Source organism: Ruminococcus flavefaciens ND2009, from assembly GCF_000621785.1.
GTDB classification, from domain to species: domain Bacteria; phylum Bacillota; class Clostridia; order Oscillospirales; family Ruminococcaceae; genus Ruminococcus; species Ruminococcus flavefaciens_C.
The window spans coordinates 92,467-118,082 of the sequence record NZ_KK211346.1 but is presented as its reverse complement, the minus strand read 5'-3'; the positions used below and the strand labels follow the sequence as shown (position 1 = coordinate 118,082).

The 25,616-nt window shown below is 50.3% G+C and carries 26 protein-coding genes, 1 pseudogene and 1 riboswitch; of the genes and pseudogenes, 4 read left to right on the top strand and 23 right to left on the bottom strand.

Annotated elements, in window-relative coordinates; all coding sequences use genetic code 11:
• Window positions 1-233 precede the first annotated feature (233 nt).
• Window positions 234-695, top strand: a complete 462-nt coding sequence (locus T488_RS0107365) for a hypothetical protein (RefSeq protein ID WP_028520203.1) — start codon at window positions 234-236, stop codon at window positions 693-695.
• A 251-nt stretch (window positions 696-946) separates the two neighbouring features.
• Window positions 947-1,534, top strand: a complete 588-nt coding sequence (locus T488_RS0107360) for a GNAT family N-acetyltransferase (RefSeq protein WP_196243286.1) — start codon at window positions 947-949, stop codon at window positions 1,532-1,534.
• A 175-nt stretch (window positions 1,535-1,709) separates the two neighbouring features.
• On the opposite strand, the gene T488_RS0107355 is transcribed toward T488_RS0107360, so the two are convergent.
• Genes T488_RS0107355 through T488_RS0107340 form a run of 4 tightly spaced genes read right to left on the bottom strand, consistent with a single transcriptional unit; the run spans window position 1,710 to window position 5,403 of the window.
• Complete coding sequence (locus tag T488_RS0107355) at window positions 1,710-3,263, bottom strand: recombinase family protein (protein ID WP_037297567.1); 1,554 nt, start codon at window positions 3,261-3,263, stop codon at window positions 1,710-1,712.
• Window positions 3,260-3,652 (bottom strand): hypothetical protein, encoded by a 393-nt coding sequence (locus tag T488_RS0107350; protein WP_024860204.1) that lies wholly within the window; start codon window positions 3,650-3,652, stop codon window positions 3,260-3,262. Before T488_RS0107350 ends, T488_RS0107355 begins: the two co-directional genes overlap by 4 nt.
• On the bottom strand, window positions 3,634-5,181 hold the full coding sequence (locus T488_RS0107345; protein WP_051536392.1) for a recombinase family protein: 1,548 nt from the start codon (window positions 5,179-5,181) through the stop codon (window positions 3,634-3,636). The genes T488_RS0107350 and T488_RS0107345 overlap by 19 nt, the downstream gene beginning before the upstream one ends.
• Before the next feature lie 30 nt (window positions 5,182-5,211).
• Entirely contained in the window at window positions 5,212-5,403 is a 192-nt protein-coding gene (locus T488_RS0107340; RefSeq protein ID WP_028517487.1) for an SHOCT domain-containing protein, read from the bottom strand.
• A 216-nt stretch (window positions 5,404-5,619) separates the two neighbouring features.
• Here T488_RS0107340 and T488_RS0107335 point away from each other — a divergent pair, with 216 nt between their 5' ends.
• Window positions 5,620-6,198 carry a pentapeptide repeat-containing protein gene (locus T488_RS0107335; RefSeq protein ID WP_028520198.1) on the top strand — a complete coding sequence of 193 codons (579 nt, stop codon included), beginning with the start codon at window positions 5,620-5,622 and terminating at the stop codon, window positions 6,196-6,198.
• A gap of 95 nt (window positions 6,199-6,293) precedes the next feature.
• Here the strand turns inward: T488_RS0107335 and T488_RS18730 are convergent, their stop codons facing one another.
• The 7 genes from T488_RS18730 to T488_RS0107300 are packed head-to-tail and all read right to left on the bottom strand — an operon-like array spanning window position 6,294 to window position 13,087.
• Window positions 6,294-7,478: a GH25 family lysozyme gene (locus T488_RS18730; protein WP_196243285.1), complete on the bottom strand. Its 1,185-nt coding sequence runs from the start codon at window positions 7,476-7,478 to the stop codon at window positions 6,294-6,296.
• Window positions 7,462-7,890 (bottom strand): phage holin family protein, encoded by a 429-nt coding sequence (locus T488_RS0107325; RefSeq protein ID WP_028520197.1) that lies wholly within the window; start codon window positions 7,888-7,890, stop codon window positions 7,462-7,464. The genes T488_RS18730 and T488_RS0107325 overlap by 17 nt, the downstream gene beginning before the upstream one ends.
• Complete coding sequence (locus T488_RS0107320) at window positions 7,887-8,558, bottom strand: hypothetical protein (RefSeq protein ID WP_028520196.1); 672 nt, start codon at window positions 8,556-8,558, stop codon at window positions 7,887-7,889. Before T488_RS0107320 ends, T488_RS0107325 begins: the two co-directional genes overlap by 4 nt.
• A complete protein-coding gene (locus T488_RS18725; RefSeq protein ID WP_051536390.1) occupies window positions 8,555-9,763 on the bottom strand; it encodes a hypothetical protein in 1,209 nt (402 codons plus the stop codon). The genes T488_RS0107320 and T488_RS18725 overlap by 4 nt, the downstream gene beginning before the upstream one ends.
• Window positions 9,763-11,112, bottom strand: coding sequence for a leucine-rich repeat domain-containing protein (locus tag T488_RS18720; protein ID WP_051536389.1), 1,350 nt, complete (start codon window positions 11,110-11,112; stop codon window positions 9,763-9,765). The genes T488_RS18725 and T488_RS18720 overlap by 1 nt, the downstream gene beginning before the upstream one ends.
• 3 nt (window positions 11,113-11,115) lie before the next feature.
• The gene (locus T488_RS0107305; protein ID WP_028520195.1) at window positions 11,116-12,228 is read right to left on the bottom strand and encodes a siphovirus ReqiPepy6 Gp37-like family protein; all 1,113 of its coding nucleotides are present in this window, start codon (window positions 12,226-12,228) and stop codon (window positions 11,116-11,118) included.
• A 1-nt stretch (window position 12,229) separates the two neighbouring features.
• Window positions 12,230-13,087: a phage distal tail protein gene (locus tag T488_RS0107300; protein WP_028520194.1), complete on the bottom strand. Its 858-nt coding sequence runs from the start codon at window positions 13,085-13,087 to the stop codon at window positions 12,230-12,232.
• Between the two features lie 60 nt (window positions 13,088-13,147).
• Window positions 13,148-13,219, top strand: a riboswitch (Fluoride riboswitch).
• Window positions 13,220-13,262: 43 nt separating this feature from the next.
• Here T488_RS0107300 and T488_RS0107295 point away from each other — a divergent pair.
• Window positions 13,263-14,468 (top strand): cation:proton antiporter, encoded by a 1,206-nt coding sequence (locus tag T488_RS0107295; protein ID WP_028520193.1) that lies wholly within the window; start codon window positions 13,263-13,265, stop codon window positions 14,466-14,468.
• Window positions 14,469-15,523: 1,055 nt separating this feature from the next.
• On the opposite strand, the pseudogene T488_RS17375 reads toward T488_RS0107295, so the two are convergent.
• The 12 genes and pseudogenes from T488_RS17375 to T488_RS0107235 all read right to left on the bottom strand — a co-directional run.
• Window positions 15,524-18,799, bottom strand: a pseudogene (locus T488_RS17375) (phage tail tape measure protein); the annotation flags it as partial.
• A 104-nt stretch (window positions 18,800-18,903) separates the two neighbouring features.
• The gene (locus T488_RS0107285; protein WP_022785503.1) at window positions 18,904-19,770 is read right to left on the bottom strand and encodes an EamA family transporter; all 867 of its coding nucleotides are present in this window, start codon (window positions 19,768-19,770) and stop codon (window positions 18,904-18,906) included.
• 137 nt (window positions 19,771-19,907) lie between these two features.
• Window positions 19,908-20,045 (bottom strand): hypothetical protein, encoded by a 138-nt coding sequence (locus T488_RS19855; protein ID WP_175541940.1) that lies wholly within the window; start codon window positions 20,043-20,045, stop codon window positions 19,908-19,910.
• Window positions 20,046-20,071: 26 nt separating this feature from the next.
• Entirely contained in the window at window positions 20,072-20,452 is a 381-nt protein-coding gene (locus tag T488_RS0107275; RefSeq protein ID WP_024860218.1) for a hypothetical protein, read from the bottom strand.
• A gap of 11 nt (window positions 20,453-20,463) precedes the next feature.
• On the bottom strand, window positions 20,464-21,096 hold the full coding sequence (locus T488_RS0107270; protein WP_024860219.1) for a major tail protein: 633 nt from the start codon (window positions 21,094-21,096) through the stop codon (window positions 20,464-20,466).
• A 2-nt stretch (window positions 21,097-21,098) separates the two neighbouring features.
• A complete protein-coding gene (locus T488_RS0107265; protein WP_024860220.1) occupies window positions 21,099-21,416 on the bottom strand; it encodes a hypothetical protein in 318 nt (105 codons plus the stop codon).
• Window positions 21,413-21,781: an HK97 gp10 family phage protein gene (locus T488_RS0107260; RefSeq protein ID WP_037280144.1), complete on the bottom strand. Its 369-nt coding sequence runs from the start codon at window positions 21,779-21,781 to the stop codon at window positions 21,413-21,415. The genes T488_RS0107265 and T488_RS0107260 overlap by 4 nt, the downstream gene beginning before the upstream one ends.
• The gene (locus T488_RS0107255) at window positions 21,768-22,121 is read right to left on the bottom strand and encodes a phage head closure protein (RefSeq protein WP_009986404.1); all 354 of its coding nucleotides are present in this window, start codon (window positions 22,119-22,121) and stop codon (window positions 21,768-21,770) included. The genes T488_RS0107260 and T488_RS0107255 overlap by 14 nt, the downstream gene beginning before the upstream one ends.
• The gene (locus T488_RS0107250) at window positions 22,121-22,393 is read right to left on the bottom strand and encodes a head-tail connector protein (protein WP_024860222.1); all 273 of its coding nucleotides are present in this window, start codon (window positions 22,391-22,393) and stop codon (window positions 22,121-22,123) included. The genes T488_RS0107255 and T488_RS0107250 overlap by 1 nt, the downstream gene beginning before the upstream one ends.
• A complete protein-coding gene (locus T488_RS0107245; protein WP_167549424.1) occupies window positions 22,390-23,598 on the bottom strand; it encodes a phage major capsid protein in 1,209 nt (402 codons plus the stop codon). Before T488_RS0107245 ends, T488_RS0107250 begins: the two co-directional genes overlap by 4 nt.
• A 12-nt stretch (window positions 23,599-23,610) precedes the next feature.
• Window positions 23,611-24,351, bottom strand: coding sequence for a head maturation protease, ClpP-related (locus T488_RS0107240; RefSeq protein WP_028520192.1), 741 nt, complete (start codon window positions 24,349-24,351; stop codon window positions 23,611-23,613).
• The gene (locus tag T488_RS0107235; protein WP_028520191.1) at window positions 24,344-25,591 is read right to left on the bottom strand and encodes a phage portal protein; all 1,248 of its coding nucleotides are present in this window, start codon (window positions 25,589-25,591) and stop codon (window positions 24,344-24,346) included. Before T488_RS0107235 ends, T488_RS0107240 begins: the two co-directional genes overlap by 8 nt.
• Window positions 25,592-25,616: the final 25 nt, after the last annotated feature.

The following is a 25,616-nucleotide window of genomic DNA, read 5'->3' as shown; positions in this document are numbered from 1 at the left end:
TACGGCGGTTTTCGGCTATACAGTCAATCTGCGAAGTCAACCCTAACCGGCTTTTTACTGTATTTGGAAAAACATCTACGAACTGAAAACGCCTGACAACCAATCTGCTCAGTGAGGTTAATGCGTAAATTGGATAACAGAGGGTTCGATACTTCGTAGATTGGTTGTCATTCGTCAAAATGTACAAAGTGGGAATAAATCCGTAGTAATGCAGGCGGAAAGGAGTAACTGTTATGCCAGAAAGCATCAACCTGTTCGATATCAATGAGATTCTGAAGCTGATGAGAGGGACTTATCCTCTTCCCAGAGAATACAGATCGCAGTTTGAACCGCAGCAATTAAATGTACCAACTGAAACATATGCCGTTTTGAGAGACCATATTTATCGGAATGCAGGCTGTAAACTCTTTTTTCAGGAGGCTTTGCGGACATTGTTTTCGGGAAATGCTGATGATGTTTTTCTTGGTGCGGCGTATTTTGAGGATTGTATTATCTGTGAAGAAAACAAAACAGCGAGTTTTTCTATAGACAGGGAAAGACTGATCCCGCTTCTGAAAGAAGGAATTCGTCGGAACGCAGCGGAACTAATGCACAGAAAGGCTTTCCTGATCGGCAGTGAAGAAAACTGCATGGAACGGCTCGCAAAAATCAGCGCTCTTTACAAAGATAAATACGGATTCACAATTATGGATTAAAATAATAACCCTCGCACCACTGAATCACCGGTGATGCGGGGTTGCTCATATCTATTCACATTTCAATACTGATCGTCACGCCTGACTTGAACCGGAATTCCAGAAAGAACTCGCAGACCTTGACGCTTTATGTAGTTGGAGGGAAGAAATCCACCACTCATCTTCTGACAATCAGGTCGCCGGGTGCGCATTCAATGCCTTTACCGCTGAATTGCAGCACACACTGTGTCCCGCCGATCAAAACCGCAGAATTGTCAAGCCAAATCTTTTCAGCAGCCGCAGGGATTGACAAACAGCGTTTCCTGTGGTATAATCTAAGCATAGCAACGGCGCTGAGTTACATCAGTGCCGTTTTTTGTTTTCAGGAGATGATCTTTATGGAATTGCAGTATACATGGACAGACGGAAACGATCCCGCCTTTGTGCATTTCTACCGCATCACGGAGGATTATTACAGTGCGCTGGTCGGCGGAGAACAGAACCGGAAGGGCTTTATTCTGTATAATCTTTCGGAAACCGTTGAAACCGTGCTGATCGTATCAGATCAGGGTAAACCGGTCGCGTGTGCGGGATTAAAACGCTATTCGCAGGCAGATGCCGAGATCAAGCGTGTCTGGGTAGAGCCTGCATACCGCCGCAGACATATTGCTGTGAATATGATGCGGATGCTCGAAGAACAGGCATTGCAGCAGGGCTGTCAGCGGGCAATTTTGCAAACCAGAGCGGTCATGACCGATGCGGTACAGCTGTATACCGGTCTCGGTTATCAGCAGATCGGGAATTATCCGCCGTATGACAAGCTGGAAGGTGCGGTTTGCTTTGCAAAGGAACTGAAATAAACAGCGAAACAAATACACAGGACGGGAAGTGAAAAGACATCCGTTATCGTGAACTTCAACAAAGGCTTTGATGAATGGATCGACTTCATACCGTCGTTTATTATCAGGCAGAAAAGGACGAATAACAAAATCCCCGCACCACTGAAACCAGTGATGCGGGGTTCGCTCTATCTATTCACATTTCAATGCTGATCGTCACGCCCGACTTGAACCGGAACTCCAAGTAGTCGTCGTGGACGGTCACTTTTTCCAGCAGCTTCTTCACCAGAGACTCATCAAACTCTGTGATCTCACTCGGCTGAGACTGTATGAATTTCTGAAGCTCCTTTATGCGCTTCGTGTGTTCCTTCTGCGTAGCGTCGTCCATGCCTTTCTGCTCCTGCAGCTCACGCAGGCGCAGGATTTCCTCTGTGATGTCATCGTAGTTCTCCCGGCGCTCCGTCCGGTTGATCAGCTCCCGCTGCAGTTCAGCCATTTTTGCTGAGAGGGCTTCCGCCGACATAGGATTAGCTGAATTGATCGCAGCTTCAAGGTTCTCCCGGAGCCTGTTCAGATAGGTTTCGCTGTCATCAACCATTTCGTTGAGGGCTTCAAGGAATGCCGCCTTTAAGGTTTCCTCGCTGACGGTTCTTGCACGGCACTTTTCCTTCTCCTTCAATCGTGTGACGCAGCGCCAGACGACCGACTTCTTGCCACGGTTGTTCCAGTGTATTCTGCGGAACTGCTCTCCGCAGCCAGCGCAGAAGATTATCTGCGAAAATGCGTGGTTGGCGCTATAGCCCTTCTTTCCGCCGAACGGGAGCTGCGTTCTCGCTCTTCGTGCCATTTCTTCCTGCACCATCAGGAATATCTCTTTCGATATAATAGCCTCGTGGTCGTCCTCGACATAGTATTGCGGTACGATGCCGGAGTTCTTTATCCGCTTTTTACTGAGGCAGTCCACGGTGTAGGTCTTTTGCAGGAGCGCATCACCCATGTACTTCTCATTTCCGAGAATCAGGCGTATGCTGTTATCATGCCATTTTGTGCTACCGCGAGCATTCGGAATACCATCACGCTGCAGTCCCTGAGCGATCTTTTTGCAGCTTGCGCCCTCAAGGTACTCCCGGAAGATACGCTTGACGATTTCCGCCTGTTCCGGATTGATGATCAGGTGTCCTTCATCGTCCTTGTCATATCCGAGAAAGCGGCGAGCATTGACCATCACTTTCCCCTGCTGGAAGCGGTACTGCACACCGATCTTGACGTTCTGGCTGAGTGATTCCGATTCCTGCTGTGCCAGAGATGCCATAATGGTCAGGAGGACTTCTCCCTTCGAGTCCATTGTGTTTATGGACTCCTTCTCGAAGAATACCGGAATATTCATCTCCTTGAGCATTCGGATATAGTTCAGGCAGTCAACGGTATTGCGGGCAAATCGGCTGATCGACTTTGTGAAGATCATGTCGATCAAGCCCTTCTTGCAGTCCTCAATCATAGCGTTGAACTGCTCTCTGCCTTTGGTCGATGTCGCGCTGATACCGTCATCGGCATACACCTTGACAAGCTCCCATTCAGGATTCTTATTGATAAATTCAGTGTAGTGCTCGATCTGTGTTTCGTAGCTGGTAGCCTGTTCCTCGTTGTCCGTTGAAACACGGCAATAGGCTGCAACACGCAGCTTCTTGACTTCCTGCTTCGCCGCATTATTGCCTTTCTGCGGTTTGGCAGGTATTTTTATAACATTCATTTCCTCACCCCGATCAGACTGTAGATGTATTCGGCTTGCTTTATCGGATCGTCAAAATGCATCTCCGGCTCTGAAATCTCAAACTCCGTATAGACCGGCGGCAGTTGCAGACGCTTCTTGCCGCCGTGCTTTTCTGACCTGCGTATCAGTTCAGCGTTCGCTCTCGCAAAGGTCTGGCGGCTGACAATCGCAGGATAGAAGTCATCGCCGACATAGCAGAAGTTACTGATGATGCGCTTCACCATGCTGTGAACCATCGGTCTGCCTGCATTCACGGCAGCATCTCGCAGACTCATGCCGGAAAGATACCCGTTGAAGATGTTTATAACAACTGCCGCTTCCTGTTCGTCAACGATTACTTTGCCGTCCACTATCTTGTACCCGTACATACTTCCTCCTTCAGTGTCAGCCCGCATCTCAGCCGGAAGCCGATGCAGGTTCTGGTGTATACAATGATGCTGTCAACGTATTCGGTGAACAGTTCGTCGCTGAATTCTGTGAGCATTTCTGCCGATTCAGCAAAGCGCAGGAGCTTTTTCGTTTCCTTGATATCGCCGTTCTCCCCGGCTCTGTCAATGCATTTCATTTTAGCGCGGATTTCCTCGCTCTCCATTTCGATACGCCTCAGTTCCTGATTGTACATCGCTGCATCAAGGAAGCCCTTGACACGCAGCTTCCGCAGATCGTTCTTGCGGTCGCTGTTGCGCTGCAATTCATTTTTCAGATCCAGTATCCCTTGCAGGCTCTCGTCTGTATCGGCAAGGCGGAGCGCATCGTAATAAGGAACGAGAACCTGCTTGCAGCCGAATATCAGCTTGTTCATCATCGTCACAAAGGCTGCCTTTATCGCTTCATCCTTGATAAACATCATGGAACAGGCGTCTTTATTATAAAGATGTGTTGAGCAAGCCCATGCAATACCACCACTCTGCGTCTGCCGCTTGAACTTACCGCCGCACTCTCCGCAGATGATGATACCGGAAAAAGGATACTTGTTATGGTACTTTCCCATATCCTTTACGATGCCGTGTTCATCAATGCGCTTCTGTATCATGACCTGCACCCGGTCAAAAACCTCTTTGCTGATAATCGCTTCATGGTGATCTTCCGCTATGAAGCTATCGACCTCACCGTGGTTGTTATGACGTCGGAAGTTGCTGTCGGTGTAGGTTTTCTGGAAGGCAGCAGCGCCGTAGTACTTCTCGTTCACAAGAATCCCCTTGACCGTTGAGCCTGACCATTTGCCGCCCTTGCGGGTAGGAACCTTCCTTTTGTCGAGCAATTGCGCGATCTTGTATGTCCCCATACCATTCAGCGCCAGATCAAAAATCAGCTTGACGATCTCGCTCTCAACCGGATCAATGACCATGTTTCCGGCTGTGTCCTTTGTGTAGCCGTATGGAAGGTAGCCGAAAACAAAGTTACCTTCTTCCATTCGCTTTTTCACCGACCACTTCACATTCTTGGAAATGGACTCGGATTCGCTCTGTGCCATGCTGCTGAGAACTGATAAAATCAGCTCACTTTCCATGCTGCCGGTATCAATGTTCTCCTTCTCGAAGTAGATCGGGATATTATATGAAAGCAGCTCACGCACCAGTGACAAGCAGTCGGATGTGTTTCTGGAGAATCGGCTGATGGATTTTGTCAGCACATAGTCGACGCTTCCAGTGCGGCAGGCGTATAACAGCGCCTGTAAGCCTTCACGGGCATCCGCCTTTGTGCCGCTTATGCCGAAATCATAGAACACACCAACGCATTCCCAGTCATCGTGCATTCTGATCCACGACTCGTAATGCTCACGCTGCGCTTCCAGACTTTCTTTCTGGTCTTCATTCTCGGTACTGACTCGGCAGTAGGCAGCCACCCGGAGCTTTTTCACCACAGCAGACTGTGCTTCGATTTTCTTGATTTTCAATGGTTGTCCCTCCTTTGTCAGTATACAATATTAACTCTGAACCGATGATTTATCAAGCGTTTTCGGTAATAAGTCCGCGTACAGCGGAGAGAAAGATTTGCGGTTTAATTCCGATAATTTGTCATACTCGACAACTGTAATCATACCGCTGGCGTAGAGCAATTCTGTGATTGCCTGTGCCTTGTGATAATTGATCTCATCAATGATTTTCTGCTGTTCCATATCGCACCTCCTATTGATAGCCGGAAAAGTCAATCCCTTCATATACCACTACAGAATCGAGGTGCGTTTGGACGAAAAAAATACGCCCACCGAGAAAAAAATCCCGACGGGCGCTGGTGTTATGCATGATATAGTTCATTGACTTTTTCGGGGATAGGATGTATAATAAAGTGGATAAGGGGATGCTATGATTTTCCCAAGAAAAGAGGGCAAGCTATGGACAGAGCAGAATTGATAAAACTGCTTGAGGAATATACGCAAAATGAGAAAATGTCCGATCTTACGATTACAGACGAAACCATCAGCGATATGGATTTTTCTTCCTATTATCTTGGTTTAACATGGTTTATGGGGAATCAATTTGATTCCTGCATATTCCACACTACCAGACTTACGGATACCAATTTTAACTGTAGTGTCTTTCGTAATTGCAAATTCAGCGAGAATTATATTCTGAAAGCCGATTGGAATAATGTGAAGTTTATTTACTGTTCTATTGTTTCCATAGAGGCAGTGAGAGTATCGTTCTTAAGTATCATTATGGAAGACTGTGAGGTTAAAAACTCAGAATTCTTTAGTTGTTACTTTAATCCTGTGCATAAAGAAGGACAGGAAGAGGGACACCTTTCAAAAACGGTTTTCAGGAACTGCGCATTTAACAATTGCAGCTTTGAAGACTGCACTTTTGATTCTGTCGAGTTTATCGGGTGTAAGTTTACGAATACTGATATTGATACAACGAATCCCGGCGTTCATTTTAAGGACTGCGAGTTCAAAACAGTTCCGTATAAATGATTCCACGGTTTATACCTTTGAAAACACACAATTAAGATTATCAAAAAGATTACCACAGTATGTACCGGGCAGAGAACATCCTCTGCCCGATTGCTTTACTCCTTCACAAGCGTACCCTTGTAGGTATCCTTGCCGATAGTAACGATCACAGTAGCTGTGGTGTCCGGCTCGGCAGGCGTAAGATTCGCCGCTTTACCGTAGCCGTTTAGCCCCTTCGCCTTGATGATGGTCGGGAAATTCTTGTAACCGATGTCGAGATCGACATTGCCGTTGATGCCGTCTACGCTGCCTTTCTCAGAATGCTGCCAGATGCCGTATGCGCCGCTGTAGTTGGTCTGGTCAACCCAGTGCGCCAGCCAGATGGTATAGCGGCTCTTGATGTCATCGGCGGTGTGCGTCACGAGCGAGGACGCAGAGCCGTAGAGACCGACGAAATATCCCGCTGCCTCCACTCTTTCAAGAAATGCCCGCATAATGGCAGACACCTTCTCCTTACCGAGATCGAACTGCTTTTTCTCCTCAAGGTCAAAATATACAGGCATCTCGAACTGTTTTCCCTTGATGACCGACAGGAACACATCCGCCTCCAGTTCTGCTTCCTCCGGTGTCATTGCATAGGAATACCAGTAAGCGCCGACCGGAATGCCTGCCGCCTTAGCACCCGCATAGTTCTCCACGAAACGCTCATCCTTCTGCGATGCAAGCCTGCCGTATCCTGCTCTCAGGATTGCAAAATCAATGCCTGCCGCCCTGACCTTCTGCCAGTCGATCTTGCCGTTGTGAACGCTGACGTCGATGCCCTTCATATCCTCGCCTCCGAAGTATTTATAGAAATCATCCGTGACGGAGCTGTTGCCGTGAACCTCATCACCATACCACTTGCCGCCGGAGCGCACATCGACGTGCGTATAGATGTAGGCGGCAGTGATATTTGCAATGCCGGTAAAGCCGGTATCCTGTGCCTTGCAGCAGACGGTCTTGCTGCTGATGGGCTGTCCGTCCTGCCCGTAGCAGCAGATGTCCGCCGCCTTGCCGAGTGTATGCTGTCCCGTGCCGCTGCCCTTGACTGCCTTATCATGAGCAGCACAACGGAACCCGGAGGTCACGATGATCTTGGAACAGTTCAGCGTAGAATAGAGCGTCTCCAGCTTGGTGATGAGATCATCGTCGATCTGAAAATCATGTGCTTTGCCGCATTTACAGCGGAACTCCTGCGCATTAAAGTGCGGAGAGAGCTGTGTATTATCGGTATAGCCGTAGGTCTTAATCATCCTTATCATCCTTTCTGCCGGTCTGCTTCTGCAGAACCTCAATGGCATTTTTCAGTGCGGGAGGATACGGAATTCCCATGAGCGATGTATTTTCCACAATGGACAGCAGCTCATTGACGCAGAATGCAATGCAGACCGCATCACGCACATAATTCGTATTGAGCAGAATATCCAGACGCACCGCCACGATAATGAGCATGAGAATGCTGCCTTTCTTCGCAAGCCCGTACCAGCCAGCCTTGCTGTTCAGCTTTCCGGTCTTGCTGTGTTTGGACTTGCCCATAGCACCGGTAATCATCCCGGTTGCAAAGTCAATGCCCATGAAGATGATGAGCGTCACCAGCGCGGAGTCCCAGCCGCCGAACAGCGCTGCGATTCCGCCGCCGATCGCGCCGATCACCGTACAGATACTTCCTTTCATGTTGTCACCTCCAGTACCTTGACCGTTCTGATCATAGGGCTTGTATTGTCTGTCACCGCTTTCCATGCAAGATAATACTCGTCAGCAGATACATCGCTGCAGTCGTGCAAGACGGAGATATAGTTTCCGACAGAGCCGAGCCAGCCGAACGGAACGGAGATTGCCTCGCCGCCGCTGAGCTTTTCATGGATATACCTTGCCGTTTCCGCAGGCGACATCTGCTGACTGCTCTTGCGCACCAGCCACATTTCACCTGCATCGGTCGCTCCGGACTTGTAGGTAAGCAGAATCCTGCTTGCAGGTGTGATGCGTACCAGAGTGATACACATCGTATAAATGACAGCACCCCAGTTAAAGTCCGGCTGATTGTAGTAAAGCGAGTAGTCATTCTCCGCACAGCAGAAATGCGGATACACATCAGCAAAGCCAGCGATGCTGCGGTATCCGTCAATATAAAAAGTGTAGATGCTCTCACCGTATGTGGTAAGAGCATCATTTCCGTTGCAGAACAGCGTCACCTCCGGTCTGCCGGACGGAATTTGCAGCACCTTCGGCACAAGCGTATTCAGCTTTTCGGACTCCGATGCCTGAACACCCATTGTCACAAGGTTCCGGGCAAGCTGGTCGCGCTGCGCATCCAGTGCTGTCAGATAATTTGCAATGCTCATGTCGTCACCTCCACAATTGCCGCAAGTGCGGTCTCTACGCCGGAAAGCTCAATCTCCACGGCAGAAAGCCGGTTCAGAATATCCGAAATGGAAGTCCTGCACCCCTGCATATCATAGAGAATTTCGGTCTTGAAACGCTCAAAAGCGCCCTCGTTGACACCGACACGCTCATTGAGATTCATAGCGCTGGTGTATGCTTCCTCCCAGCGGGAAACGTGAGAATCCGTGATGCCGTTCAGCGTTGCGAGGTTGTGATGTGTATGCGCCTGTCTCTCCGCACCTGCGATACCGTCAAGCATTTCCTGTGTGATACTGTCCAGAATGGATTTATTTGCATGAGAATGCGCCTGCGCAGAGACTTCACTCAACCCTGTGGAAAGCCCATGCAGGGCATTGCTGGTCGATGCGCGGAATGCCGCTTCATCCTGCAAATACTGCTCCGTAATGGTGTCCAGAACATCCTTGTTATTATGTGTATGCCGCTGCGCATTCAGAGTAAGTAATTCTTCGTTAATTGTCTGAATCTCATACTGCGTCCTGTCCTCAAACTGCTGCAAGCCGGAAAGCTCCTGAAGAAGTTCCGGCGTAAAAGCATCCAGCGTTGCCTTGTTCGCATGAGAATGAAAATCTCCGGTTGCCGCCTCAATCTCGCGCTCGACAATAGTCGTGACCTCAGATGTTTTCGGGTATTCCGACATATCCGGTGTTTCACCCGGCTCTCCCTTGAGCGATGCCAGCCACTCGGTTTCCGTACCGACATATCCATGCTCCACAGCAATCTCGTAGGCGGACTTACCGTCAGCGCCGTGTCCTGCTTCCTCGATCTTCTTCAGAAGCTGCGCATACAGATCAGGCGTCGGCGGAATGGGCGGTTCATCATCACCGACGAAACCGGAAGGACGGATATTCAGCGTAACCGGCACAGTCGTTGCACGAACAGTCGTGTCGCTTTCGGTGTCGTAGCCGAACACCGACATTTTTGCAGCGCCGACATGAAGCTCCGCAGGCAGATAGCAGTTCGTCCCGTCAAAACCGAGAACAATGCTGTATGTCTCGTCACACTGCGAGAACTGCACGACCTTATGAAAGCGCCGCCAGTCACCATCAAAAGTGAAGCGGAACTGCACATACTGGATCTGATGATCCGCCAGCACCTCACGCTCCAGAATCTCAATGCTCTGGTTCTTTACAAGAAATTTCCACATTATTCATGCACCTCCGTCCATTCTCTGGTTTCATCATTGTATTCCATATATCCGTCAAGGCACTGCACCTTGTCCAGACCGTTAAGATCACCGGCATTACCGTCCCAGTTTGTCTGCTTTGTTACCGCAGCCCAGTCTGCAAGGCTACCTTCATAGGTCAGCGTTCTCAGCGGCGTATAATTGAGCGCATGAGAGCAGACCTTTGTCACATTATGGCTGAGAGTAAGATTTTGCAGCCTGCCGCAGCTCACAAAACAGAATCCCGGTAACTCGGAGCATTCAACTCTTGCAGTCGTAAGCTGATCGCATCCCATGAAGATATATGTGCCAAGCGTAGTGAGCGTTGCAGGGAGCGTAACGGAAGTGATATCCTGATCCACAAATGCCTTTTCTCCCAGCGTTGTCACCGACGAAGGTATCACAAGTTCTCTCAGGCCACCATGTGTATACATGAAAAAAGCACGCTCGCCAATGGTTGTCAGCGTACTCGGAAAACTTGCCGATGCCATATTGACGCAGCGTTCAAACACACTGCTGCCGATCTCTGTAATACCGTCAGAAACAACAAGAGAACGGATATTATCATTCTCCCAGAAAGGAGAATGCCCGATCTCATAATCATAGGTCGCACCGGAGCCATGAAGCAATAGCTTTCCATTTTCGTAAAGGACATAATGGATATTATCGCCGCAGGTACCGATTTCTATTATACCGCCGATGATATCGTCAACTTCGGTCTGTAATGTCTCTACCTGATTTGAAAGTGCCGCAATTGTTTCATTATTCTCAGCTACCTCAGCGATAAGCTGCGCCATCTGAGACATCAGTTCTGTGACCTTGCACTTGCCAAGGATGCATTTGCAGTAACCGCAGACATTGCTGTCTTCTCGGTAGTCAAACCAATCGCTCTCTGTAATCCGTGAAGCTCCCGGATTCATACGCACCGCATACATCAAAAGGCGGACATGATCTTCATCCTGCGGAATGGACGGAAGCGACGGATTCTCTGCTGGAGTTCCGGCGAATAGCCGGAGAGAAACACTGCGAACGGATTCTGTGGTGTCAAGATAAATCGCAATGGCGACATAGCGCGGGAGCGATTCATCCTGATACGATGTGAGATCAATCACATATCTGGAATCGTTGATAAAATAGTGTCCGTCGATCCACGCCTTACCGGTACCAAGAACCACGCCAAGACCGCTGTTCGCTGCTGTCAGCTTGAAATTCTGACCGTAGGTGTCGAGGATACCATTGCAGATAATGCTCGACAAATACGATGTGAAATCCTCCGCCGTATAGGTGCGGTCAAGCCCCTTTGAATTGAAGAAACCGCTGTAGAAAGCCATATATCATACCTCCTTGAATGTTGGTGTCAGGCTGCGCCCGTTCTGGTCGAAGCCCTCAATCATGCCGATAAGCTGTATCTGCGGCTGCATCATACCGAAGCGCCGGTGCTGCACCGTAACGTAATCGCCGACAAAATAATCGCGGTTATATACATACTGCGTGTTGTGCGCTGCAATGTCCGACTCCGATGCCGTTTTTGGCAGCACCAGCCGTTCCGAGCCGCGAGTGCGCAGCAGTTCCAGATACTTCTCCTCCGGAATTGGTATCGTTTCACCCTCGACCTGCTCTGTCTCGGAAATATCGTCCGCATCCACATACACTTCATATCGGTCAAGGTAGGTCGGTTCATCACCATTACAATATGTGGTGCGCTTGCGCTCATCGCCCTTGCCCTGACCGAAGATATATGCGAAGTTCTTCTGGACGCTGCTGTCCTCGGCATAGCTGAACGAGAGCAGATTGCTGTATGCGTCGGAGAAAATAATATGCGGATTATCCTCCTGCATAATGCTGCGGTCAGCGCCTTCGGAGAGGTCGAATACCATGCGGTACTGTTCTCCGGAGGATTTCACCAGCCGGATATTTGCCGTGCCGCCGAGCTTCTCGCAGATCGTATACACCCACTGCATCAGGTTCGTGTATGAGATCTGCAGCGTAGCGGTCTGCTCCCAGCAGGTGCCGGTGACCGTTCCGAGGGAAAGTCCCGGAATCCTACGGTTATCCGAGAGAAGCGCATTCTGCGTCACGACCTCCCGGACGATCTCACTGTATGCCTTTGCCGCTGTCACGTTATATGTCGGGTGAATGATGCGCCGTTCCAGCAGGCACATCAAAAAGCGACCACGCACTGTCAGGTAGTCGCCGTTTTCAATATCTGTATTGATCAGCACGGATTCTATGATGCCGAAGTGCTGATTATCGTCATCACGACCGACGATTCTGCCAGTCTGGAAAATCTCGATGTTCTGCGGATTGGCGGCGATATACACCTCAAAGCTGCCGCACTTGTAATATTCTATATCCCAGAGCAGCGAAGAAAAGGTGTCGCAGACCGCTTCAAGCGTAATCGTGAGGGAGTCTTCCGCAGCTTCCATTCTATAAACTTCAATCTGCATATTATACCCCCAGATACGCATTGGTGTGGACGATGGTGACTTTCAGGTTTTGAAGTCCCGTGCCACGCAGATAAAAGCGGTTTCTGCCTTCACGCAGCGTCAGCCATGTCGAGCCGGACACAAGCCGGTTGATGATATTGGTCTTGACGCCGCCGCGATCGAGTGTGACCGTCTTATTTCCTGTTTTGGTCGTCACCGTGATAATATCGCCCGCGAGAATATCACCGGTGATTTGCAGATACTCGTCCGTGTCCGCGTTATACAGCGTAGGAGAACGCGCATCCTCCAGCGCTTCAATCACCAGCGTGAAGCCGATCTCGTCGCCGTCGTTGACAATGGTCATCATGTTCTGCGTGTTGTATTTGCCGAGTATAAACGGCTCCGGATTGCTCTCCGTCGGGAACGGGAATGTGAAAGCACCGGTGATCTGCGAATAGTACGCCATGACCGACGTCGTGGAATACCAATAAATATCCGGGCAGAGAATAGAAATCTGCCCGGTTGTAAGCATCTCGAAGTTTTGTACCTCACAGGACTCAACATAGCCCTCCGCAAATACATCAATGCCTGCGGTCGCGTAGTAGATTTTGATGTAGCGGGACGGCTTCACCACCTTGTAAAGCTGATGCCTGCGGGCTTCCACGCCCACTCCGCGCAGCTCAAAGGAAATGACAACATTTCGCTTTTCTATGAAAGCGTTATTGAGGTAGCTTCCATCCATGCCCGCATAGCTTGAGGTGCTGATCGTGCCGGTGGGAGGATTCAGTCCTTCCACCTTTGATGTCATATACTGATTGGCGGTCGTGGTCATATCCACCCGGTCGCCGTTGGCATTTTCAAGGATAAGTTTGAAAAACATGGTTACACCTCCGTTCTTTATATTGACAACACGCTGGGAAAGTGCTATAATATAAAAAATGAATATTCAGGGAATGATGTTCTCCCTTGTGAAAACTAAACCGCTAATTAAGCTGATGACGTCTGCATTTTACGCAGATGTTGTCAGCTTTTTTGTTATATCAGGAGGAAATATAATGTTATTATCACTTGCTATTGTTTTTCTTGTTGGTCTTTCTGTTTCTGCGATCGTACAGCAACTTAAACTTCCGCGAATTATAGGTATGCTTGCAGTCGGAATCATTACCGGACCGTATGTGCTTGACCTGCTTGATCCGTCTATACTCGGTATCTCTTCAGAATTACGCCAGATTGCACTTATTATCATTCTGATTAAAGCGGGATTGTCACTTGATTTGTCTGATTTAAAAAAGGTCGGCAGACCTGCTGTAATGATGTCATTTGTTCCGGCTTGCTTTGAAATACTTGGATATCTTTGCTTTGCACCAATTCTTCTGAATGTCAGAAAAATCGAAGCTGCTGTAATGGGTGCTGTATTGAGTGCCGTTTCTCCTGCTGTAGTAGTACCAAGAATGGTAAAACTGATAGAGGAAAAACGCGGAACAAATAAAAGCATACCGCAAATGATTCTCGCCGGAGCTTCCTGTGATGATATCTTTGTAATTGTTCTTTTCAGTACGTTTGTAACGATGGCACAGGGCGGTTCAGCCCAGATTACTGATTTTCTTAATATTCCCATTTCAATAATCCTCGGCATTTCACTCGGTATCATCACGGGGGCTGTGTTATTCATTCTGTTTGAAAAATGCTACCAGACGCAACATAAAATACGAAACAGCACAAAAGCGCTCATCCTGCTTGCAACTGCTTTTGTACTGATGTCCGTTGAAACGGCTCTCAAAACCCATATTTCTGTTTCTGGACTTCTCGCAGTAGTTGCAATGGCTTGTGTCATTAAAATAAAAACAGACAAATCTGTATCTGAGAGACTTTCTCAGAAATTCGGAAAGCTTTGGATTGCCGCCGAGATCATGTTATTTGTTCTGGTCGGCGCTGCTGTGGATATTCGTTATACATTGACAGCAGGTATTTCAGCCATTATTATGATTTTCATTGCGCTTGCCTTTCGCGCAATTGGCGTGTGTTTCTGTATGATCGGAACAAATCTTTCCTTAAAAGAAAGGCTGTTCTGCATAATAGCATACCTTCCGAAAGCAACTGTTCAGGCAGCAATCGGCTCCGTTCCGTTATCACTGGGCTTACCCTGCGGAAAAATCATACTTTCTGTTGCAGTTCTTGCAATACTGATTACAGCCCCACTTGGTGCAATCGGAATTGATGCAACAAGCAGGGCTTGGCTTAGTTCAAACAAATCTGACTAAACATTCAATGCATTTCGCGTCATACGATAAATCTCCAGCCGCGACAGCGATTTCGGACTATTGTTTGTCTGATTCACTGTCCGGCTGTTGTCATTGTTGTAGTAGTTATTGACCACACCGCCGCTGCCTCCGTTCATCATCGCGCCGGAGATGCCGTCCATATCGACGTTCAGCCCGGACTGCATCGTCATCGTCATGGCATCAGCCACACCGGACACAGCCTTTTCCACATACTTTCTGCTCTTGTTGATGCCCTTTGCCAGCCCCTTCATGAAGTCCGGCATCCACTCCTCCACATCGGTTAGCGCACCCTTTTCAGGCACAGAGAAATGCAGGTATTCCCAGATGGAACGAGCCACATCCGCGACTGTGTTAATCAGGCTGCCGAGCATATAGGTGATGCCGTTGATAAGGTTCTGCATGAGGTCGCGTCCCCACGACCACGAGCTGTTGACCTTGTCCATGACTGCGTTATAAACAGCGTTCATGGCGTTGACGACCGCATCCCGCACACCGCCGAGCCTGTCACCGATGCCGTTTTTGATGCCGTCCCAGATAGACAGCACGGCTTCCTTGACACGGTTCATGGCACTGCGCACGGTATCTGGCATTGCATCCCAGACCGCCTGCACAACGGATTTGATCGCATTGACCGCTGTCCGAACTACACCGGATACAGCTTCCCAAGTAGTCGTCACCACGGACTTGATGTCAAGCTGCCCCGTTTTGATGAGGTTCTTCAGCGCCGTCCATACCGCCGTGACGATTTTCTTGATACCGTCCAGCGTTGCGGAGATCACAGAAGATACAGCCTTCCATGTGGTCGTGATGACATTGCGGATATTTTCAAGCGCCGTTTTAATCGTGCTGACGATCGTTTTCCATCCAGAAGTGATACCGCTGCTGATCTGCGACATCGTCGCATCAATCGCAGCATTGGCGTTTGTCCAGACCGTTTTCACGGTATCAAACACCTGCGTCATGAAGCCCTGCACCGATGTGACCACATTGGAGAGAGCGCTCTGAATCACACTGCTGATTTTCTCAGCCAGTCCGCCAGCAAAGCTGTTGACTGCATCGTTTACCACGCTTGTATTTGCGTTGATACCGTCTGCAAGTCCCTGCATGAAGTCCGGCATCCAGCTCTCGAAATCCGCAAGAGGTCCCTCATCAGGTACAGAAAAGTGCAGGAAGGACTTAATCTTGTTTGCCACGCCCTTGACCGCATCTGCGACCTTGCCGATACAGTTTTTGATGCCGTTGACGATACCGTTGATAATGTCTGCGCCCCACTGGAACGCCTGCGATGCAAGGTTCTTGATGAAGCTCACCGCAGCATTGAAGCCGTTGACAATCGTACCCTTGATCGCCGTTATCTTCTGGGTAATGGCATTTTTGACGCTGTCCCAGATATTCGATACCGTTGTTTTAATGGCGTTCATCACGGTTGTGACTGTATTTTTGATCGCGTTCCATACGGAGGATACAACGGAAGAAATGGTATTCAGCACTCCGGAAATAAAGCCGCTGATCGCATTCCACACCGCCGATACGACAGCATGAATTGCGTTCAGTGTATTTGTGATGTGGTTTTTGATGCTCTCCCAGATAGAAGAAATCACAGACCAGATCGCATTCAGCACACCGGAGATAAAGCCGGAGATCGCGTTCCAGACTGTAGAAACGACATTGCTGATCGCGTCCATCACCGTGGTGATCGCTGTATGAATCGCGTTCCATACGGTTTCAATAACGCTCTTGATCGCCTCAAGCACGATCGTTACAACCGCCTTGATGGTTTCCCAGCGCTCCACGATTTTATCGTGAATCCAGTCCATGACGCGACTGATAATTACATGGATAGCCTCAAAAATCGTCTCGAAGAGATATCTGAATGCTTCCAGCAGCGGAGAGATAAAGTCGTAGATTGTCTGCCATACTGTAGAAATGACATTCCAGATTGCATTCAGCACCGTGCTGATCGCTGTATGAATCGCATTCCAGACAACAGTAATAACCGTCTTGATCAGGTTGATCTTTTCAGCGACGGAGTTATAAATCGCCGTCCAGATACCAACAAAGAAATTCTTGATACCCGTCCAGATCGTAATGAAGAAGTTTTTGATACCGTTTAGAATGCCGGTAATAAAGCTTTTGATGCCGTTCCAGATGTTGACGAAAAAGTTCTTGATGCTCGTCCAGACGTTCACCCAGAATTCCTTCACTTCACAAAGATCGGTGCCGAAAATACCACAGATCATATTCAGCGCATTTTTCAGCGTATCCTTGATGAAATTCCATACAGCAGCAAAAATGCCCTTGATACCGTCCCACACTCTGCTCCAGTCGCCGGTAAAGATGCCGACGAAAATATCCAGAACACTCAGAATAATGTCTGTCACGGCTTTGAAGATATTTGCGATCTGCTGGAACTGCCCCTCAAAGATCGGTTTCAGGAACTTGCAGAGTCCGTCCCATACAGCCTTGATGACCTCGGTGATGTTTTTGAAATCGAAGCCCAGCGCATTGATGCGGTCAACAATGCCTTGACAGAAGCCGGAGAAAATGCTCTTGATCTGCTCCCAGATCGCAGTGATCTTATTGCGGAAGTCCTCGTTTGTACGCCACAAATGCACAAAAGCCGCCACCAGTGCCGCAACAACGGCAATGACAGCGACCACGGGCGCACTGATACCGCCAATCGCAGCGCCGAAGGAAGTGAATGCCGCCTTTGCGCCTGCGATGATTGTCGGGAGATTGGAAACAAGCTGCATCAGCTTGCCCACACCGACCATTGTTTTGCCGACCACCACAAGGAGAGGTCCGAGTGCAGCCGCTACAAGAGCGACCTTGACAATGGTTTCTTTTGTCGCAGGCGACAGCGCGTTGAATTTATCAATAAGTCCCTGAATACGAGATACAATAGAGCGAATTGCAGGCATCAGGATTTCGCCGAAAGAGATAGCAAGCTCCTGAAGCTGGGATTTCAAAATGGTGAGCTGTCCTGCAAGGTTATCCTGCATGACGGCAGCCATCTTTTCAGTAACACCGTTGTAGCCGTCAATCTCATCGGAACAAGTGCTGATCGCACCCTCCAGCTTCTGAATATCCGCAGGTGCAGCATTCATCAGCGCAAGGAAGCCGGACATTGCATTTTTGCCGACCAGTGCCTGTGCCGCTGATGCCTGTTCCGATTCGGACATCTGCGCAAAAGCCACACGGCAGTCTGCCAGAATGTCATTCAGCTCACGCATAGAGCCGTCTGTATTTGTCGTTGCAATTTCGATTTCGCCGAAGGCATCACCGCAGAACTTCACATCACCCGCAAGGGCGGTCATGATCGAACGCAATGCAGTACCGGACTGCGAACCCTTGATACCGCTGTTTGCCATCAGACCGATTGCCTGTGCGGTATCTTCACAGGAGAATCCGAGAGAACCTGCAACAGGCGCACAGTATTTGAAGGTTTCACCCATCATGCTGACGTTCGTGTTTGCATTGGACGATGCCGCCGCCAGCACATCAGCAAAATGACCGCTGTCGGCAGCAGTTAAGCCGAAAGCGGTCAGTGCATCTGTTACAATATCCGATGTTGTCGCCAAGTCCTCGCCGGAAGCGGCAGCAAGGTTCATGATGCCCTCGATACCTTCCAGCATATCTCCGGTTTTCCAGCCTGCCATTGCCATGTAGTTCATAGCATCGGCAGCCTCGGAAGCGGAGAACTTGGTCTTTGCGCCCATTTCACGGGCTTTGTCACGCAGTGCGTCCAGTTCATCACCAGTCGCACCGGATACAGCAGCGACCTTCGACATTGCAGAATCGAAATCCGCTGCTGTTTTTACGGCGGCTGTACCCGCAGCCGCAATGGGAACGGTCACATGGGTGGTCAGTGTCGTACCGACATCGGCGATTTTGTCGCCTGCCTTTTCGAGCATTTCACCCGCCTGACCGAGCTTGGCAAGAGCCGTGCTGGAAGCCTCTACCTCACGCTGGAGGTTTTGTAGCTCCTGTTCCGTTTCGATGATCTCACGCTGGAGGGCATCATATTGCTCCTGCGAAATGTCGCCGTTCGCAAGCGCCTGATTTGCTTGCTCTGCTGCCGTTTTCAGAGTTTCCAGCTTTTCTTTGGTAGCCTTCACCGCATCGGCGAGGAGCTTATGCTTCTGCGAGAGCAGTTCCGTGTTGCTGGGATCGAGCTTCAGCAGCTTCTGTACATCCTTGAGCTGCGTCTGCGTGTTCTTGATGTTTTTGTTGACACCTTCCAGCGCCTTCGACAGCTTGGTCGTATCGCCGCCGATTTCGACCGTGATGCCCTTGATTCTGTTTGCCATGCGGTTTCACCTCCTCTGTGAGGGCATGAAAAAAGCAGCCCCGAAGGACTGCTCAGTGTATATTCAGTTACTAAGCTAAATCAGAATTTGCCGTTATTTGTTTCCTATGCCCAGATCGCCATCGCCAAAGTGCCGACAACAATCAGAATCAACCCGGCAAGCGCCTTTCTGCTCAACTTTTCTTTGAATACGAAATAGGAAAAAGCGACGGAAACGATAATGCTGAGCTTATCAATCGGTACGACAACGCTGACAACGCCGTTCTGTATGGAGTAATAGTAACAGAGCCATGATGCGCCTGTGGCAATCCCGGACAGAGCTATGAATACAAGTTCTTTGGAATCAGTATTTTTCAGTTCAGCACCTTTGCCTTTAACGAAGACGATCAGCCAAGCCATAACAAGAACAACACCAGTACGGATCGCCGTCCCGAGATTTGATTCTACATCCGTTATGCCGATCTTTCCCAGAATAGAGGTCAGGGCAGCAAAAACAGCGGAACCGATCGCGTAGGGCAGCCACGTGCGCTTTGTGTCCTTTGCTTCAGTTTTCTTCTTTTCGATCATCAGAAACACGCCTGCCGCAAGAAGTGCAGTACCGATCAGCTTGACCGCCAGATGTTCTGTCTCACTGAAAAGGATGATTGCGATAAGCACTGTCAGAACCGTGCTGGATTTATCGACGGGAACGACCTTGTTCACATCGCCGACGGACAGGGCTTTAAAATAGCAGATCCACGAGGCTCCTGTCGCAAAGCCGGACAGAATTAAGAAGATGATAGATTTTGCCGATATTTCCGTGATCGTTCCAGCAGAGCCAACGATAAACACCATGATCCAGGCAAAAAGGAGTACAACGACCGTCCGCAGAGCAGTCGCCACGTCTGAATCAGTCTTTTTGATTCCGCATTTCGCAAGTATCGCCGTAAGTCCGGCAAAGAGCGCGGACAAAGCCGCCATGATCAGCCACATATCTTCCCCTTATTCATTGTCATATATTCTGGTAATTCTCGTCCATCAATTATCTCTAAGATAAATCCCGATTTAGCGAAGGAAGCTTCATGTTTCCTTCACAACAGAATTATAACACAGTAGGAAGAAAAAGTCAATCAGAACGCATCAAAGTCTGCCTGTCCAGCGACCTCATGCCAGCCGTCATATTCGTCATTTTCCTTTTCGGTAAACATATCATTCACGACTCCGATCGTGAGCAGATCAAGCTCCGAAAGGGACAGCCCGATCTGCACACATCGGAGAAGGAAGAGGGGCGTTGTCATCGGGCGGTCAGTTTTTCGATGTTTTTTTTAGATTCCGCCTGCGTTTCCACGTTGAGTCCCCACAGCTCGATGAGCTGCGGCAGCACCTCGTAAATGGAGAACGTGTTGAACGCTTCGAGCCACTCGTCGGGGTTGTCCGGGACGTTTTCCGGATCAGCGTGTTTCGCCATGATGTATGCGATATTCTCGAACACTTCAAGGCTCTCGATGTCAAGAGCAGAACTTTCCTCGTCACCCTCCTGCACGGAAGTCTGAAGTGCAGCGAAGTCCTTGTAAATATCCCTGCGGAACTTGATACGGTAAAGGCGAGGCACAGCGGCACTCGCCTTGAAAGGAACCTCGATACCGTCAACGGTGATCGTCTTTTTAATAGCCATGCTGTACCTCCTTACTCGGTCGTGCTGCTGCTTTTGGTTGTGCCTGCGGAACGTGTGCCGGTGCTGTTGTTGGTAGCAGCAGTCGGCATATACACAGCATTGTACCAGTTGTCATAGGTGGTCTGGTCAGTGCTTTCGCAGGTCTTGGACTTCACCAGACCGTTCGGCAGCGCCGATGCCTTGAGGGAGAGCTTTTCCGTCTTGACGCTCTTGCTTTCCTCCGTGGTCTCACCCTCAGTCGCAGGACGGGATGCAGAGCAGCAGTACAGCACATGGCGGATGTGGTTCTTGTCGCCGTCAAACTCGAACATGAGTGCGAACTGCGATGTTTCCGCATCGTTACGCTCCACCAGAACGCCCTTTGCATCGAGCTGCTCACCGAGAATCGCCGTAGCAAAGTCGGTTGTGATGAGTGCGACCTCCAGATCACCGTCGTAGCCTGCGTTGTTATTGATTACATAATACACGCTGTTGTCAGCGTAGAAGTTCTCGTTTTCGCCGTTCGCATCAATGCTCAGGGAAACTGCACCGGGCAGGCGTACAGGCGTTGCGAAGGTCGGAACGCCATCATCGCTCCATGCTGTGATCTTTGCCCAATGCACCTTGTTCAGACCGAATTTTACCTTATTCTTCTGCAGTGCCATTGTTATACCTCCATTTCGTAAAGCACCTCGTAGAGCTTTTCGCTCTCGATCCAGCTTTCAGTTTTCGTGTAATAGATATTGTGCTGCGTCAGCACTTCCTCCACACGGCTTTCCGTATCGGGTGACTTTTCATCTGTATACAGTTCAATATCGAGTTGCTTGAAGCTGTGATACATCAGATTATCCGCGCCGAAGGTATCCTCGCCAGGTGAGAGAAAAATAACGAAAGGCGGTTTCGGAGACTCGCCCTCGGCAAAATGATGATAGGCGAACGGCATCCCGATCTCCTGCATCATTTCATTGATTTCTTCATAGGTCATGACAGCGCCTCCTCGATAAGATGCGTGAGCATTTCTTCGCCATGCGCTTCCGCAGGCGCGATATGCGGCTTGCCGGATACACGTCCGCCGTTGCGCTTTGCATGACCTTTTTCCAGCAGGTGCGCAAGCTGGTAGCGGTCTTTGGAGTGAACGGTCATTTCGAGTGTATGGCTGTTCTCCTTCGTTTTCTTGGTCGTCCAGCTCTTGCGGTACTTGCCGCTGCGCTTCGGAGCATTGGCGGAGATTTCCTTCTTGACGGAGGTTGCTGTCTTTTTCACAGCGGCTTTCATAGCGGTATCCGCAAGGTCTGCATATTCTGTCAGCCCCTGCATGATCTCCGCCGCCATATCGTCAATCGAAGTCATCCTGCTCACCAGCCTTTCGTGTACCTGCCGTGATCTTCATATAGTCGAGTGATTTATAATTCGGCAGTACACCGTTGATGTCGTACACCAGTCCACGGAAGCGCAACTTGTGCGTCGTTGTATTGATGCGTTTGGTATCGGGTGTCTGCCGGACAGTGAATTCCAGCGATACGACTTCCTGCGTTACTCCCGCCTCGGTTGTTTCCGTCGATGTCTTTACGGACACGGCAGCCCAGCAGGAGAAGGCTTCCTCCCACCGGGCTTTGTGGTTGCCGATGCCGTCTATCTTCGTGCTGTGTTCCAGAAAGGCGATGCGCTGATTCAGCGTTCCGATCTCCATCAGATCACCCCTTCACGCTGCGCAAATAACAGCGACCGGAGTGTCAGCGTCAGCTTGTGGTAGTCAGCGCCGTTGCGGTTCTCATAGAGGTAAGAAACAGTATACAGCATAGCCTGCCGGGTGGTTTCCTCATTGACCGCAAGTGCCGCATCGTCCATTCTGCCGACGTCCTGCACCAGCCGCTTGGCAGTGTCGATCAGCGAGAGGATGAGCTTGTCATCCTCTGTATGATCCACACGAAGATAGTTTTTTGTCTCAGCCAGAGTGATCATGCACCGCTGCCACTCTTGACCTTGAGTGTCTTGATCGCTTCGGGGAGAATGAGCTTGCCGTCAAGACGCTCCATTGCAAGGAAGCCGACCTGACCGGTCATAGCGAACAGCTCATTCAGACGCTTGAAGGTACGACCGGAACGGTCAGCGATCCAGTAATAGCTGAAATCGCCGAATGCCATACACTTCTTGCCAGCGCCGATCTCCGGAACATAGCTGGAGGTCTTGTAAGGACGGTTGAGGATGGTATCGGGAACGCCTGCCGCAACGGAAGGCTGCCAGATGTAGTTGCCGTTGCCGTCCTTGAGCTTACGGAGTGCCTTGACCGTAGAATCATTCAGCACCCAGACAGCCTTCTTGCGGTAAGGGCTGCGGAGCGAATAGAACAGCTCCATCACATCATCAAAGGTGATGCTTGCGCCTGCGGTAGTCGCGCCGTCCTGTGCGCCGCCGGTTGCATTGAAAATACCGGTAGGCTTGCCGGTGCCGTTGCCGATGAAGAAGGCTTCCTCCTCCTTTGCGCCGATTCTGCGTGCAAACTCACGGGCGATGTAGGACGGAAGGTCGAACACGCTGTCGTTGAGAAGTTCCTCGGAAATCTTGATCGCTGTACCGAGCTTGTATGCGGAGAGCGATGCCTGACCGAAGGTGTCATCGGAAAGCGTATACTGCTCCTCCTCATCCATCCAGACCGCATCGCCCTTCGATGTCACGATAGGAATCTTGCGGTCGCCGGAACTGGTCTTGATAACGGTTGCCATCTGGCGGAAGATGTTCTCCTCCTCAAGCGCCTCGATGAGCTTGCGCTCGAATTCATCCGGCACAAGATAGCCGCCCTCTGTGTCAGTGCCGACATGAAGATCGTTGCGGACATCGATCCAGTTGCGGTTGCGGATGCTGTTCCAGAATGCATCGCTGTATGCAGCAGATGCAGTTCCGGTCTTTTCCGGCTCGGTATTCTGCGCAGCAGGTGTGGTGAGAATCGGTGCAGATGTTGCCTTCGCCATATCCGCCTCGATCTCTGCCTGACGCTCCATGCGCTGGATCTCCTTGCCGAGGTTGACGATAGTTGCCTCCATTGCATCGTAGGTCTTGCTGTCCTCCTCGGAAAGCGTACCGTCTGCCTGTCTCTTGCTGTCGAGGAAGTCACGGGCGGTATCCCACGCCTTCGCTCTCTTTTCACGAAGTTCCTGAATAGTCATTATACATACCTCCAATCAGTATTTCAGCAGATTCAGCCGACTCATGAGCTGATCCACGGGTGTACCTTTGTGTTCCGCAGAGACCTTCTGCATCAGGCTCTGCATGGTTGCTGCACGGGAATAAGACATCGCCGTGAGGGTGTCCTCCTTCGGCTCGTCCTCATCCGGTGTATCTTCATCGGGTTCTTCCTCCGGCTTCGGCTGCGGAGCGCTGCCCGCAAAGAGAATACCGTCCACCAGTCCGAGGGACTGTGCCTTTTTCGCATTGAGCCATGTTTCCTCGTCCATCATGCGGGCGATCTTGCTGCGGCTCAGACCGGACTTCTCCTCGTAGGCGTTGATAATGCTCTCCTTGACCTCGTCCAGAAGCTCGATTGCCTTCTGCATCGCTTCCTTGTTGCCGAAAGCGACCGTAGAGGGGTTGTGAATCATCAGCATACCGGTCGGTGCGATGAGGGTTTCATCGCCAGCCATAGCGACCACGCTTGCCGCCGAAGCAGCAATGCCGTCGATCTTGACTGTGACCTTGCCCTTGTGGTTGCGGAGCATCGTATAAATCTGCGATGCCGCAAATACATCTCCGCCGGGTGAATTCAGCCAGACGGTGAGATCGCCGCTGACCTTTGAAAGCTCGTTACGGAACATGGCAGGCGTGATCTCATCGCCAAACCATGTGTCTTCCGAAATCGGTCCGTTGAAGATCAGCTCGGATGCGCCGGTGTCTTCATTGCGTACCCAGTTCCAGAACTTATTCATCTGCATTTCCTCCTTTCTCTGCGAAAGCGCCTGCGTCCTCCAGCTTTGTGAAGCTGCCGTTCACCAGATACAGATTGCCGCCTTCCTCATCGGGAATTGCGTTCATATCCTCCAGCTCACGGATATCGTTGGCGGACAGCCAGCCGTTCTGACGTGCGGTCGCATATCCCTGCATACGGCTTGCGTAGTCGCCGCGCAGCAGACCTTCCACATTGAATTTAATGAAATAGCGCCCCTTTTCGGAATCCGAAAGAAGCGCCTTCTGTAGTCCCTGTTCCCAGCGTACCAGCCACGGATCAAGGGTGTATTTTACGAATTCGAGCGACAGATGCTCGATGTTGCTGAAAGTAGCATGATCGAGGTCGCCGATCATATGCAGCGGCACACGGTACAGGCGGGCAATTTCCTCAATCTGAAACTTTCTGGTTTCAAGGAACTGCGCCTCGTTGTTGGGAATGGAGATGGGCGTGTATTTCATGCCCTCCTCCAAGATCGCAGTTTTATGCGCATTGCTGCTGCCATACGCCCGCTGCCACGCCTCACGCACACGCTCCGGATTTTTGATGACGCCCGGATGTTCCAGCACCGCAGAGGGCGCTGCGCCGTTTGCGAAGAAGGACGAGCCGTACTCATCACAGGCGACCGCCAGACCGAGTGCGTTCTTCGCCATTGCAATAGGGCTGTATCCGACCAGACCGTCAAAGCCCAGTCCCGGAATATGCAGTACCTGTTCCATCGGCAGAATGATCTCGCCCTGCTGCCTGAAATTCGGGTTGTGTTCGTCGTACCGGCTGTAGCGGTAAATGAGCCTGCCGCGATCATCACGGTCAACACGCACCTTATCCGGCATCAGCGGATACAGCCCGATGACGTCACCTCTGCCGTTTCGGATGATCTGCGCATAGGCGTTGCCATAGATCAGCAGGTGTGCCATGAGCGTTTCCCGGAAAACGAACGATGTCATTTCGGGATTCGGCTGGTCATGCAGCAAAAAATAAAGCGGGTGCTTCGGCACTCGCTCTTTTCCGTTATCGGTGTATTGGTAGACGTGCAGCGGCAGTTGTGCAATCGCCTCCGACAGCACTCTCACGCAGGCGTACACCGCAATGATCTGCATTGCCGTGCGGTCGTTGACTCGCTTGCCTGCATGAGTCCGCCCGAAGAAATAGCTGTAGGACGGGCTGTCGTAGCTGTCCTTCGGCTTGTCCCGTGACCGGAACAGTCCGCTGAAAATACCCATGTGCATCACTCCTTTCGTTGACTTT

What these genes read in the sequence shown, in the direction of transcription:
- T488_RS0107365 (WP_028520203.1), top strand. Translation starts at nt 234, where the DNA reads ATGCCAGAAAGCATCAACCTGTTCGATATCAATGAGATTCTGAAGCTG.
- T488_RS0107355 (WP_037297567.1), bottom strand. Translation starts at nt 3,263, where the DNA reads ATGAATGTTATAAAAATACCTGCCAAACCGCAGAAAGGCAATAATGCG.
- T488_RS0107350 (WP_024860204.1), bottom strand. Translation starts at nt 3,652, where the DNA reads ATGTACGGGTACAAGATAGTGGACGGCAAAGTAATCGTTGACGAACAG.
- T488_RS0107340 (WP_028517487.1), bottom strand. Translation starts at nt 5,403, where the DNA reads ATGGAACAGCAGAAAATCATTGATGAGATCAATTATCACAAGGCACAG.
- T488_RS0107335 (WP_028520198.1), top strand. Translation starts at nt 5,620, where the DNA reads ATGGACAGAGCAGAATTGATAAAACTGCTTGAGGAATATACGCAAAAT.
- T488_RS18730 (WP_196243285.1), bottom strand. Translation starts at nt 7,478, where the DNA reads ATGATAAGGATGATTAAGACCTACGGCTATACCGATAATACACAGCTC.
- T488_RS0107325 (WP_028520197.1), bottom strand. Translation starts at nt 7,890, where the DNA reads ATGAAAGGAAGTATCTGTACGGTGATCGGCGCGATCGGCGGCGGAATC.
- T488_RS0107320 (WP_028520196.1), bottom strand. Translation starts at nt 8,558, where the DNA reads ATGAGCATTGCAAATTATCTGACAGCACTGGATGCGCAGCGCGACCAG.
- T488_RS18725 (WP_051536390.1), bottom strand. Translation starts at nt 9,763, where the DNA reads ATGTGGAAATTTCTTGTAAAGAACCAGAGCATTGAGATTCTGGAGCGT.
- T488_RS18720 (WP_051536389.1), bottom strand. Translation starts at nt 11,112, where the DNA reads ATGGCTTTCTACAGCGGTTTCTTCAATTCAAAGGGGCTTGACCGCACC.
- T488_RS0107305 (WP_028520195.1), bottom strand. Translation starts at nt 12,228, where the DNA reads ATGCAGATTGAAGTTTATAGAATGGAAGCTGCGGAAGACTCCCTCACG.
- T488_RS0107300 (WP_028520194.1), bottom strand. Translation starts at nt 13,087, where the DNA reads ATGTTTTTCAAACTTATCCTTGAAAATGCCAACGGCGACCGGGTGGAT.
- T488_RS0107295 (WP_028520193.1), top strand. Translation starts at nt 13,263, where the DNA reads ATGTTATTATCACTTGCTATTGTTTTTCTTGTTGGTCTTTCTGTTTCT.
- T488_RS0107285 (WP_022785503.1), bottom strand. Translation starts at nt 19,770, where the DNA reads ATGTGGCTGATCATGGCGGCTTTGTCCGCGCTCTTTGCCGGACTTACG.
- T488_RS0107275 (WP_024860218.1), bottom strand. Translation starts at nt 20,452, where the DNA reads ATGGCTATTAAAAAGACGATCACCGTTGACGGTATCGAGGTTCCTTTC.
- T488_RS0107270 (WP_024860219.1), bottom strand. Translation starts at nt 21,096, where the DNA reads ATGGCACTGCAGAAGAATAAGGTAAAATTCGGTCTGAACAAGGTGCAT.
- T488_RS0107265 (WP_024860220.1), bottom strand. Translation starts at nt 21,416, where the DNA reads ATGACCTATGAAGAAATCAATGAAATGATGCAGGAGATCGGGATGCCG.
- T488_RS0107260 (WP_037280144.1), bottom strand. Translation starts at nt 21,781, where the DNA reads ATGACTTCGATTGACGATATGGCGGCGGAGATCATGCAGGGGCTGACA.
- T488_RS0107255 (WP_009986404.1), bottom strand. Translation starts at nt 22,121, where the DNA reads ATGGAGATCGGAACGCTGAATCAGCGCATCGCCTTTCTGGAACACAGC.
- T488_RS0107250 (WP_024860222.1), bottom strand. Translation starts at nt 22,393, where the DNA reads ATGATCACTCTGGCTGAGACAAAAAACTATCTTCGTGTGGATCATACA.
- T488_RS0107240 (WP_028520192.1), bottom strand. Translation starts at nt 24,351, where the DNA reads ATGAATAAGTTCTGGAACTGGGTACGCAATGAAGACACCGGCGCATCC.
- T488_RS0107235 (WP_028520191.1), bottom strand. Translation starts at nt 25,591, where the DNA reads ATGGGTATTTTCAGCGGACTGTTCCGGTCACGGGACAAGCCGAAGGAC.